This window comes from Bradyrhizobium forestalis, from assembly GCF_002795245.1.
GTDB lineage: Bacteria > Pseudomonadota > Alphaproteobacteria > Rhizobiales > Xanthobacteraceae > Bradyrhizobium > Bradyrhizobium forestalis.
Map to the genome: position 1 here is coordinate 323,371 of NZ_PGVG01000004.1, position 10,385 is coordinate 333,755.

The window sequence follows — 10,385 nt, forward strand, 5'->3', positions numbered from 1 at the left end:
GATTTAGTGCACTGCGGCCGCGCGACAAGTCGGATTCCGGAAATGCTCGGTTTCCGATTGTTCAATCCGTTCGGTGGGGATCTGGATGATCGACCTTGCTACGGCGCATGCTGGAGGGTGTTTGCCCATAGCGGCGGCGAAAGCTTCGGTTGAACGTCGAGAGGTCGCCGAAGCCTGCGGCCAGCGCAATGTCGCCGATCCGTTGCTGCTGCCGCGCCGGATCGAGCAGCATCGCGGTGGCGCGCGCGAGCCGTTCCTCCGTGACGAAGGACGAAAAGCCGAGACCACTGCGTTCGAACAGCAGATAGATCGATCGTTCGGACAGGCCCAGTCGCTGGGCGACCTGTCGCGCCGACAGGGCCGGATCGGCGAGATGGGCACGAATATCTGTCTTCGCCGCGTCAAGCCGCGTCAGCGCAACTGCACCACCTGCGGCATGCGCAAGATCGCTGCCGTTCGGCTGCAGGGAGGCCGCAATCAGATCAACGATATGGTGATGGACGGTGCAGGCGAGCTTGCGCTCGGAGGGAATCCCGCTTGCTGCGAGGGCATCGACATAGGCCTGCAGCAGACGAAGCGCAGCGCTGTCTACGGACGACTGGCGCGGCAGCAGCGCGTCGATCTCGGGGATTCTACTGCGGACCAGCGCGCCGTCCAGCCGGACGTTGGTGAGCGAGGCTCCGCTTTCGGTAACGGATGGCTTCTCAGGACCGTAGAACAGCAGCATGCCGTGCGCCGCGTCCCGCGGCATCGCCCCATCCGCGCCGAGGATGCGATAGCCGGATTGCCCGACCCAGCAGAACGCGAAGCCGTCATTGCCCTCTGCGCGCGGCTCATCGGCGCTGAGGTCGACGCGCGCGATCTCGAGCCGCATGCCGTGGGCGCCGAGATCCTCGATCCAGACGGCGAGCCTGTCCTCGGGCGGCAGAACGTCGGTGTCGAACAGAAAACGCGTCGCGCGCTTGATCGTCAAACTGGTCGAGCCCCCGGCAAAATCCGAAGGCTTTGTCGCGCGTCTCGCAAACCCGGTTCGAGCTGAGGCCGCGCTGCCGACATGCGGCGCGATCGTCCGTGTGATGTGCTCGCAACAGGCGAAACATTTCCGCATCATTGCGGAAATTGCCGTGTCAGTTGCGCGGAGCGCCGAGACCTCGGCGCGTCATCTTCTAGGATCGGCTCCGAATCCCGAAACGGCCGTGCGCGCCAGCTCGCGGTGTGATGCGACATCAACAAGGACGCGTATGAAGAAGGCTCTTGCGGCGGCACTGTTGGCTCTCGGCGGATGCGTATCTGCAGAGGCCGGTGAGATCAGCTGGACGGGATTTCACCTCGGCCTCAACGGAGGCTATGGCTGGGCTAGGGGCGGCGTCACAGTGCTTCCCGGCGATCCGCTCACGCAGAGTGTGTCGTTCGGTCAGCCGGTCGTTCCGGCGGTCTCGGCCTCGCTCAACGCCGGCGGTGTGCTCGGTGGCGGGCAGGTCGGCTACGATTGGCAGTTTGCCGGTCGCGGCGTGGTCGGCGTGGAGGCCGATATCGCGGCGGCAAGCCTGAAATCCAGCTCGTCGGTGCCGACAATCTTGCTCGGGACACAGCCCGCGACGTTCGACGTCAGCCGGAATATCGACTGGTTCGGCACCGTTCGCGGCCGTGTCGGATTCTTGGCCGCGCCGGATCTCCTCGTCTTCGCCACCGGCGGCTTCGCCTATGGGCGCGTCAGTGAATCGGCCAGCGTGTCGCTGCCGCCGGGTGCATCGAACTCCATCGGCAATTTCGGCTATGCCTTCGCCTGCGGTCCGTTTTATGGGCTGGGCGCGTGCTTCGCCGGCAGCTCGTCCCGCATCGCGACCGGCTGGACGGCCGGCATCGGTGGCGAAAAGCGCTTCACGCAGAACCTCAGCCTGAAGGTCGAGTATCTGCACGTCGATCTCGGCAGCGGCAGCTACCCGGTCGTCGGCAGTCTCTATGCCGGCGCGCCGTTCGCTCCGAGCTTTCTCAATGCGCGTTCGAGCGCCACGATCGATCTGGTCCGGGCCGGGCTGAACTATAATTTCTGAGTCCGGCCGCGCGGCGCCCGATCACTGAGGGGGCTGGGACGAGACGCGCACGACCATCTTGCCGAGCGCCCCGCGCGTTTGCATCGTCTTGAACGCTTCCCGGAAATCGTCCAGCGCGAAGACGCGACCGACGACAGGCTTCAGCTTGCCGTCGGCGAGCCAGCCCGTCAGCTCCGACATCAGGCGCTTCTGCACGTCGGGCTCGCGCACGGGAATCTGCGCGAGGTCGACGCCGAGCAGAGTGCCGCCTTTCAGAAGCGGCAGATTGAACGGCAGCGCGGGAATGGAGCCTGCGGCAAAGCCGACCACGAGATGGCGTCCGCGCCAGGCGATGGATCGAAATGCCTGCACCGAGATCTCGCCTCCAACGGGATCGAAGATGACGTCGGCGCCGTGACCGCCCGTCAACTCCTTCAGCGTGTCGCGCCAGCCGGCTTGCGTATAATCGATCACCGCGTCGGCGCCGTGCGCCTGCGCGAACTCACGCTTCTCCGGTGTCGATGCGGCTGCGATCACCCGCGCGCCGAGCAGCTTGCCGATCTGCACGGCTGCAATTCCGGTGCCGCCGGCAGCGCCCAGCACGAGCAGCTGCTCGCCTGCGCACAGCGACGCGCGCGCGCTCAGCGCATAGAGCGCCGTCAGGTAATTGGCGCGAAACGAGGCGGCGACCTCGGCCGCAACGCCGTCCGGCAGGGGATGGAGCGCCGTGGGGTCGACGACGATCTCTTCGGCCAGCGCGCCCGACCGCGTCATGCCCATCACCCGCATGCCGGGCTGATAGCCGCCGGGTGCGCCGGGCGCGTCCGTCACCACCCCCGCGAACTCAGTCCCGGGAATGAAGGGCAGCGGATCCTTGGTCTGATAGCGTCCCTCGATCTTCAGACCGTCGACAAATCCGATGCCTGCAGCGTCCACCCGGATGCGCAATTGCCCCGGCTCCATGGCCGGGCGCGGGATGTCCTTCAGCTCGACCTGATCGATGGGTGCGTATTGCTCGACGACGACGGCTTTCATGTCGGACCTCTGTTGTTTCAGTTATCCTGACAGGTCGCGAGACTAGCCTCTTGTGTCTACCGCCACATCCCGCGCATCTTTGCCCCGATGTCGATCTTCGGCCCCTGCGCCGCGGTGCGCGCAGCGCCCGCCGCGGCCTTCGGCCAGGCGGTGCGCTCGAACAGGTAGACCAGGGATTCCGGGATGAAGCGGGTGCGCGAGGCATAGACGTGGCGGTCGCCCTTGGCGGCCTGGCCGTGGACGAAGAAGCGCTGCGGCACGACGAGGTGGAGATCGTCCTTGGCGCGGGTCATCGCGACATAGAGCAGGCGGCGCTCCTCCTCGATCTCGGCGCTGGTGCCGGCGCCGAGATCGGAGGGCATGCAGCCGTCGACAACGTTGAGCACGAACACCGATTTCCACTCCTGGCCCTTGGCCGAATGGATGGTGGAGAGGATCAGATAGTCCTCGTCGCGCAGGGGTGGACCTGATTTGTCGCTGGTCGCATCCGGCGGATCGAGCGTGAGCTCGGTCAGGAATTTCTCGCGCGAGGCATAGCCGCTCGCGATCTGCTCGAGCTGCATCAGGTCGGCGCGGCGCGTCTCGGAATCCTCGTGGATCCGATCGAGATGCGGCTCGTACCAGAGCCGCACGCGTTCGAGATCAACCGGCCATTCCGAATAGCGCAAATTCTGGGTCGTGCGGACGAAGTCGGTCCAGTCCGCGCCCGTGCGCGCCGGCACCGGGAGCCGGCCGAGCGCGGCAAGCGGGTCGGTGCTCTCCGCCATCTGGTCGAGCACGCGCTGCGCGGTCGCGGGCCCAATGCCCGGCAACAGATGCAGGATACGGAAGCCGGCGACGCGGTCGCGTGGATTTTCGGCGAAGCGCAACAGCGCCAGCACGTCCTTGACATGCGCGGCATCGAGGAATTTCAGCCCGCCGAACTTCACGAAGGGGATGTTGCGGCGAGTGAGTTCAATTTCCAGCGGACCCGAATGCGAGGAGGTGCGGAATAGCACCGCCTGGTGCTTGAGCAGCGCGCCTTGCTCGCGGTTCGCCAGCACCGCTTCGACGATGTAGCGCGCCTGGTCGGCCTCATCGTGCACGGTGACGAGCTGCGGCTTCCGTCCGGAAGTGCGGTCGGTCCACAGGTTCTTGGTGAAGCGCTCGCGTGCCAGGCCAATGACGCCGTTCGCCGCTGCCAGCACCGCTTGCGTCGAGCGGTAATTGCGGTCGAGCGTGATCATCTCCGCGCGCGGCGAGAAGCTCTGCGGAAACTCCAGGATGTTGCGTACTGTGGCGGCGCGGAACGAATAGATCGACTGCGCGTCGTCGCCGACCACGGTGAGGCCGCGTCCGTCGGGCTTGAGCGCCAGCAGGATCGAGGATTGCAGACGGTTGGTGTCCTGGTATTCGTCGACCAGCACGTGATCGAAGCGGCCGCCGATCTCTTCCGCGATCAGCGCATCGCTCATCATCTGCGACCAATAGAGCAGGAGGTCGTCGTAATCGAGCACGTGCTGGGCCTGCTTGGCCTCGACGTAGGCGGCGAACAGACCCTTCAGCTCGGCGGCCCAGCCGCTGCACCACGGATAGTGCTGGCCAAGCACCTTCTCGATCTCCATCTCGGCATTGACGCAGCGGGAATAGATCGAGAGGCAGGTGCCCTTGGCCGGAAAGCGGGATTCCGTCTTCGACAATCCGCGCTCGTGCCGCACCAGGTTCATCAGGTCGGCGGAGTCCTCGCGGTCATGGATGGTGAAGGCGGGATCGACGCCGATCCGCTCGGCATATTCGCGCAGGAGCCGCGCGCCGATGCCGTGGAAGGTGCCGGCCCAGGTGAGGGCATCGCGCATGATTGCGGTGTTGTTCTCGCCCAGCACCTTGCGGGCGATGCGCTCGACGCGGCCGGCCATCTCCGCCGCCGCGCGGCGGGAGAACGTCATCAGGAGGATGCGGCGCGGATCGGCGCCTGCGACGATCAGATGCGCGACGCGGTGGGCCAGCGTGTTGGTCTTGCCGGAGCCCGCGCCGGCGATGACGAGCAGGGGGGCGCCCACGGTCGAGCCCTCGGCCACGCCATGCTCGACGGCGCGGCGCTGCTCCGCATTGAGCGTGTCCAGATATGTCGCCACGAATCGCCCCGGTGAAAGGATGAGATTCGGCGATCCCAGCGCGAATCGCAATGCGGCTGGACGGAACTGGAATTAGGATTTAGGGGGAAGACGGCCCTTTGGTTCCAGCACCCCCATGACCGAGATGACCGAGCTCAAGCCCGACCAGTTCGAGATGCGGCGGCTGGAATCGCTCAGCAACACCATCTTTGGTGTCGCCATGACGCTTTTGGCCTACGACCTGCCCAAGGCCGCGGTGTTCACCAGCGCCCCGGGCTGGAGCGATCTCGCCCGGGTCTATTCCGGCAAGCTCGCCGGCTTCGCGCTCAGCTTCATCATCGCCGGCGTGTTCTGGATCAGCCATCACCGCCGGCTGGCGCGCCAGCCCATCGGCAGCCGCGGGATGGTGATCCTGAATCTGTTTTTCCTGCTCTCGATCGTGCTGCTGCCGGTCACCAACGGCCTCTACACCAATTACGGCATGAGCAACGCCGTCGCCGTGCTCTACGGTCTGCATTTGACCGCGATCGCCGGCCTCAACGCCTGGCTGTGGTGGACGATCCTGGGCGGTTGGCGCCACGAGATCATGGCTTCGCTGTTTCCGCTGCTGGTGTTCATCCCGGGGACGATCGTTGCGGCGTTCGCGCCGCAGGTCGCCCCGTTCGTGTGGTTCATCGCCTTTGGCGGGCTCGTGATCCAGCGCTTCTATATCGGGCGGACCGAGCCGGGCGCGTAAGGCGGCTGCTCACTCTTGTGTCGCGCCGAACCCATCGGCCGGCACGTAAAGCTTGACCGGGCGGATTTCGTAGACCGCCGTCGGATTGACCGCACGCAGCTTCCGCGCCGCCGCGATCGCCTCGTCCTCGGTGGCGCATTGCATCAGGTGGAAGCCCAGGAGCTGCTCCTTGGTCTCGGCAAACGGCCCGTCCAGCACCATTCCCGCGCCGGGGCCACGCAAGGTGCGGGCCTTTCGCGTCTCATCCAGACGGGCCGCCGGTCCAAACTGTCCGCTTGCCCGAAGAGGTGCTTGAACCTCGATGACTTTGGCCACGACCGCGGCGTCCTGCTCCGGCGTCCAGGACAAGACCTCGTCTTCCACGTGATAGGCCAGGATGGCGTACAGCATCGTCACCTCGTTTCTTTTCTGCGCAAGTCCCAAGGACGTGGCACGGCAGCCCGTGCCGACAATCCCGAAGCAAAATATTGCGTGGCCGGCAAGCGGCGAAACCGTCCTGAAACCCGATTGCGGCCTTGCCATGTGAACGCCGCCGGAATTGGTCGCGACTGATGGACCACAACAACAAGCTTTTTGCTGGAGGCGGCAATGTCGGGTCACACCATCAAGACCGTTTGCAAGATCATCTGCGACGCGCGGCGGGCGGGACAGTCGCAGCCGGCCGATTTGCACGACGAGGCGGGCCATCACCGCTATTACGGCAGCTCGGCCGAGAACGGCGGCGAGCGGATCGCGGAGAGCCGGCGCGGCAAACGGCCGCGCATGCTCAACATCTTCGGCTTCTGAAGCCTTGCGACGAGCCGGCCGTTCAAATGAACCTCCTGCAAATAGCGATCGCGGCGATGCCGTTCCTGCTCGCGCTGATGAGCCGGACCGGCAAGGCCATCGCGCCGTGCCTTCTGGCGAGCCTCTTCACGGTGCTGCTCGGCGGAGAGCCGCACCGCGCGGTCGTCGCCTGGTGCGTCGGCATGCTGATCGCCGCCGTCGCGCTGCGCGAGCGGCTGCGCACCGGCTGACCCGGCTTCCCGTCTCCAAGAAATCGCAAAAGACGCAAAAGAAAAGGCGCGGCGGGGAGGCCCCGTCGCGCCCGATTTCTTGCTCGCTGGTCCAGGGCTGAGAGCGCCCCGATGCCAAGCTTTGGTCAAAGCTCAGCGGGCGATCCCAGCGAGGTGACAGCGCTTGAGATAAGACACTGGATCACCTCCTTTCGTTGGTTTCGGAAGTCTTCAATATAGGTAGCATTGCTGCCGCTGTTAAGTGCCGGTGAGTCCGGAGGGACCAGAGGCGGTTCGCGAGGGGTGGAAGACGCCAGAAAGCGACCTCCTGGGCAGTTGAGACCGCCGTCCGGCCGTGTTAGGGAGCCCGTAACGCGGGTGTAGCTCAATGGTAGAGCAGCAGCCTTCCAAGCTGAATACGAGGGTTCGATTCCCTTCACCCGCTCCAGATTCCAACCTGACCGTCGACAACTTCAGGTTTTCCGATAATGTTCCCCATTGGGCTGGGGCTTGGGGGCATCGCGCCTCTCTGGCCATCAGGTCGTGGTGCAGACGTGACGCCGCACGCTCGTGCGACGGAACGTATCTGTTGATCGCCCGTTGGGAAGGTGGCCGTGCCGCAATGGAACAATAAGGACCTGTTCGTCTATCACGGGACGGATAGCGCTTCGGTCGGCGTATCGGATCCGCTCGGCGTCCCGTTGGTTGCAAGCGGTGCGACCTTGAGCAGCTTCGCTGTGAGGCTGGCGCTGTGCCGACCAAGAACAGATTTCGGCCGCGGCTTCTACGTCACCACCAATCCGCATCAGGCGAGACAATGGGCGAATACGCGGGTGATCAGTCTGCCTTCCAGAGCTGTGTTTGCGGTCGTCTTGCGCTTTCAGCTCAATCGCGACTGGCTTGCGGGCCTGGACGCTCTCGCTTTCGTCAGGCCGACCCAGGATTTCTGGGATTTGGTGACGGACTGCCGGATCGGATTTCCTCCGCATCAGCGCAGTTCCTCGCACCCTTACGATGTCGTGTACGGGCCGGTCACCCTTTGGCCGCAGCAGCTGATCATCAACGATTGCGATCAGATCAGCTTTCACTCGACACAAGCGGCGGCGGCACTCCCCAGTCCGATCGTACACAGAAGGGCAATTGATGGTGCCAAGAGGTCTACGTTGTTCTAAATTGGCTGGATACCACCTTTATCGAGGTGCCCATGATGACTTCAGACGATGAAAATGCATCGGTTGCGGCGATAGCGAAAAGTGTGGGCGATCTCGATCAGTCCGCGAAGAATGAGTTCTGGGGGCTCGTCAGGCGAACGCTCGTCGAGGTCCTTGGCAAGTCCGAGCGGGATGCGGACACGGAGATCGAATCGCTCACCGAGCGGTTGGACGCCCTGTCGCACGACGACGCCTTGATGATCTATCACAACTCGCCGATTCAGGTCGCAGCGAACCTCGCTGGCGTCGACGGACCGCTGACCGCACAGCAAGAACTGGCGTATGACGACATCATGAATCGGGGGCGACCCGCGTCCGAGCGTCCGACCGAGAAGGAAGTGCTGCGGCGTCCCAAGGACGTTTCGGATTTCAACTGACGCCTCGTATGCGCGGCCGTTCGGCATCATACGATCACGGCCCCCGCCGCGCCAAGCTGCGTCGGATCCTTCAGTCGCACGTCGATGAGGTGAAAACGGACGAGGAGCGGGAGGGCAGAGAGGGAACTGCGCTCCTGGCACCGACGATCGGAAACATTAAAAATGGCCATCCTCCGGAACGTCCATGGAGCTCGTCGGTTGGTCATTCAGTGAGCGATCAATGATATGGCAAGGCCAAAGCGAAAGCTGCGGATAAACCAGATCAAAGATTCGTTCACAAGCCCCGCCAGGTTACCCCGGTAACCGGCGGGGTCCTTGTTTTGAGGACCTTGGTGGCCCTCCGCCAAGGACTCAACCAGCGACGTTCCAGTCAGGCCGCAAGAGCGTCGAGATTGACTTCGCCCTTCGCGAGCGTCGTCAGCATGGCGTCGGTGGCCTTCTCCTCCTCCAGACTCTCGTGCAGGATGTTCTGGTCCTCCCTAAGCTCGAGCTGCCCGGCAAGAGCGGCTGCGCTGCCATAAGCGGCAATCTCGTAATGTTCCAGCTTCTGGGCGGAGGCGATCATCGCGGCGTCGCGCAAGTCATCCTGCGTCACCATCTTCATCATCTTCGCAGTCTCTTCGATCAACGATTCCACAGCCTGATCGGTGTGTACGCGCGCATCTGCGCCATGCCTGCGCAGGATTTGCTGAAGCCGTTGGGCTTGTTGCTCCGTCTCTTGCTGATGCTCGGCCAGGGCAAGTTTCAGGGAAGGATGCACCGCCATCTCGGCCATTCGTTTGAGTGCGTCACTCAGCTGATCCTCCATGCTGACGAGTTCCTGCAGCTCGGCGATGTACAGGTCTTTGAAGTTTTCGATCCTCATGATGTCCGTCCATGGCTTGGGTTTGGGATGACCCGAGTTCCGGATTTGACGGTCAACCGCCTATCCGCGAGACTGTTCCTTGCCAATCGGGCTGCAAAAGACATTTGAGCTTCAGGCCGAAGGAAACAGAGAAGAAATTAGGAACAGCGAGACGGAGCCGTGCCTTGCAGCATCAGGCAGGGCTTGCGAGGCGATACCGCCATGGGTCATCTCGAAAACGCTCCCTTCGACAATGTCCAGGACCATCTCGGTGACCGTGGCTACTTCGTAGCCCCACTCGACGACCTCATCACATGGGCGCGATCGGGATCTCTGATGTGGATGACTTTCGGCCTTGCGTGCTGTGCGATCGAGCAGATGCAGGTATCGATGCCACGATACGACATCGAGCGGTTTGGCGCGGCTCCTCGCGCATCGCCAAGGCAGTCTGACGTCATGATCGTCTCGGGTACGCTCTGCAACAAAATGGCACCAGCCTTGCGCAAGGTCTATGACCAGATGCCGGAGCCGCGCTACGTCATCTCGATGGGATCGTGCGCAAACGGCGGCGGCTACTATCACTATTCGTACTCGGTCGTGCGCGGCTGCGATCGCATCGTGCCCGTCGACATCTATGTGCCCGGCTGTCCTCCGACGGCTGAAGCCCTGCTCTACGGGCTCGTGCTCCTGCAGAAGAAGATTCGGCGAACCGGAACGATCGAGAGGTGACACGATGAGGTGTCAGCCCCGGTGCGGCGGCCTGTGCCTACGCCTCGTCCTTCGAGACGGCGCTTACGCGCCTCCTCAGGATGAGGCTAATCAGCGTCAGCGTCCGTTGAAACTGCTCCCGCGCATTCCGTCCTCATCCTGAGAGCGTGAGAATCTTTTGGCAGCATTTGCCACAGAGGCGAAGCTGTGATTCGATCGCATGGCGCGAAGCAGGGGCTGATGATGGCTGACGAGCAGTTGTTCGAGGGGTTACCCAAGCAGGAAGGACCGCAGGCCGAGAGGCGAGGTGCGCTGCGACTGCGGGTGCCGGAACGCAGTCAGATCGGCATGCA

11 protein-coding genes, 1 tRNA gene and 1 pseudogene are annotated in these 10,385 nt (G+C 63.7%); 8 read left to right on the forward strand and 5 right to left on the reverse strand.

The features are described from left to right. Positions 1 to 61: 61 nt before the first annotated feature. Entirely contained in the window at positions 62 to 973 is a 912-nt protein-coding gene (locus CVM73_RS07885) for an AraC family transcriptional regulator (RefSeq protein WP_158237550.1), read from the reverse strand. A 268-nt stretch (positions 974 to 1,241) separates the two neighbouring features. Here CVM73_RS07885 and CVM73_RS07890 point away from each other — a divergent pair, with 268 nt between their 5' ends. Then, positions 1,242 to 2,054: an outer membrane protein gene (locus CVM73_RS07890; protein WP_158237551.1), complete on the forward strand. Its 813-nt coding sequence runs from the start codon at positions 1,242 to 1,244 to the stop codon at positions 2,052 to 2,054. Between the two features lie 21 nt (positions 2,055 to 2,075). Here the strand turns inward: CVM73_RS07890 and CVM73_RS07895 are convergent, their stop codons facing one another. Both CVM73_RS07895 and CVM73_RS07900 read right to left on the reverse strand, forming a co-directional pair. After that, positions 2,076 to 3,068, reverse strand: coding sequence for an NADPH:quinone oxidoreductase family protein (locus CVM73_RS07895; RefSeq protein WP_100231430.1), 993 nt, complete (start codon positions 3,066 to 3,068; stop codon positions 2,076 to 2,078). A gap of 56 nt (positions 3,069 to 3,124) precedes the next feature. Continuing rightward, entirely contained in the window at positions 3,125 to 5,182 is a 2,058-nt protein-coding gene (locus CVM73_RS07900; RefSeq protein ID WP_100231431.1) for an ATP-dependent helicase, read from the reverse strand. A gap of 124 nt (positions 5,183 to 5,306) precedes the next feature. On the opposite strand from CVM73_RS07900, the gene CVM73_RS07905 reads away from it, so the two are divergent. Further along, on the forward strand, positions 5,307 to 5,897 hold the full coding sequence (locus CVM73_RS07905) for a TMEM175 family protein (protein WP_100231459.1): 591 nt from the start codon (positions 5,307 to 5,309) through the stop codon (positions 5,895 to 5,897). A gap of 9 nt (positions 5,898 to 5,906) precedes the next feature. Here the strand turns inward: CVM73_RS07905 and CVM73_RS07910 are convergent, their stop codons facing one another. Further along, a complete protein-coding gene (locus tag CVM73_RS07910) occupies positions 5,907 to 6,287 on the reverse strand; it encodes a YciI family protein (protein ID WP_027576889.1) in 381 nt (126 codons plus the stop codon). A 198-nt stretch (positions 6,288 to 6,485) separates the two neighbouring features. On the opposite strand from CVM73_RS07910, the gene CVM73_RS07915 reads away from it, so the two are divergent. The 5 genes from CVM73_RS07915 to CVM73_RS07935 all read left to right on the forward strand — a co-directional run bounded on the left by CVM73_RS07915 (position 6,486) and on the right by CVM73_RS07935 (position 8,480). Beyond that, positions 6,486 to 6,683, forward strand: coding sequence for a hypothetical protein (locus tag CVM73_RS07915; RefSeq protein WP_100231460.1), 198 nt, complete (start codon positions 6,486 to 6,488; stop codon positions 6,681 to 6,683). Between the two features lie 26 nt (positions 6,684 to 6,709). Next, the gene (locus CVM73_RS07920) at positions 6,710 to 6,913 is read left to right on the forward strand and encodes a hypothetical protein (RefSeq protein ID WP_100231432.1); all 204 of its coding nucleotides are present in this window, start codon (positions 6,710 to 6,712) and stop codon (positions 6,911 to 6,913) included. Between the two features lie 353 nt (positions 6,914 to 7,266). Then, positions 7,267 to 7,340, forward strand: a tRNA-Gly gene (locus tag CVM73_RS07925). A gap of 166 nt (positions 7,341 to 7,506) precedes the next feature. Further along, complete coding sequence (locus tag CVM73_RS07930; RefSeq protein ID WP_158237552.1) at positions 7,507 to 8,064, forward strand: DUF3990 domain-containing protein; 558 nt, start codon at positions 7,507 to 7,509, stop codon at positions 8,062 to 8,064. Positions 8,065 to 8,096: 32 nt separating this feature from the next. Further along, positions 8,097 to 8,480, forward strand: a complete 384-nt coding sequence (locus tag CVM73_RS07935; protein WP_146006573.1) for a hypothetical protein — start codon at positions 8,097 to 8,099, stop codon at positions 8,478 to 8,480. 370 nt (positions 8,481 to 8,850) lie between these two features. Here CVM73_RS07935 and CVM73_RS07940 read toward each other — a convergent pair whose 3' ends face one another. Then, positions 8,851 to 9,345, reverse strand: coding sequence for a YciE/YciF ferroxidase family protein (locus CVM73_RS07940; protein WP_100231435.1), 495 nt, complete (start codon positions 9,343 to 9,345; stop codon positions 8,851 to 8,853). Positions 9,346 to 9,591: 246 nt separating this feature from the next. On the opposite strand from CVM73_RS07940, the pseudogene CVM73_RS07945 reads away from it, so the two are divergent. Beyond that, positions 9,592 to 10,053 (forward strand): annotated as a pseudogene (locus CVM73_RS07945) (NuoB/complex I 20 kDa subunit family protein); the annotation flags it as partial. Between the last annotated feature and the right edge of the window lie 332 nt (positions 10,054 to 10,385).

Coding starts and splice junctions, on each gene's coding strand:
- CVM73_RS07920 (WP_100231432.1), top strand. CDS start 6,710: ATGAACCTCCTGCAAATAGCGATCGCGGCGATGCCGTTCCTGCTCGCG.
- CVM73_RS07895 (WP_100231430.1), bottom strand. CDS start 3,068: ATGAAAGCCGTCGTCGTCGAGCAATACGCACCCATCGATCAGGTCGAG.
- CVM73_RS07940 (WP_100231435.1), bottom strand. CDS start 9,345: ATGAGGATCGAAAACTTCAAAGACCTGTACATCGCCGAGCTGCAGGAA.
- CVM73_RS07915 (WP_100231460.1), top strand. CDS start 6,486: ATGTCGGGTCACACCATCAAGACCGTTTGCAAGATCATCTGCGACGCG.
- CVM73_RS07890 (WP_158237551.1), top strand. CDS start 1,242: ATGAAGAAGGCTCTTGCGGCGGCACTGTTGGCTCTCGGCGGATGCGTA.
- CVM73_RS07910 (WP_027576889.1), bottom strand. CDS start 6,287: ATGCTGTACGCCATCCTGGCCTATCACGTGGAAGACGAGGTCTTGTCC.
- CVM73_RS07935 (WP_146006573.1), top strand. CDS start 8,097: ATGATGACTTCAGACGATGAAAATGCATCGGTTGCGGCGATAGCGAAA.
- CVM73_RS07905 (WP_100231459.1), top strand. CDS start 5,307: ATGACCGAGCTCAAGCCCGACCAGTTCGAGATGCGGCGGCTGGAATCG.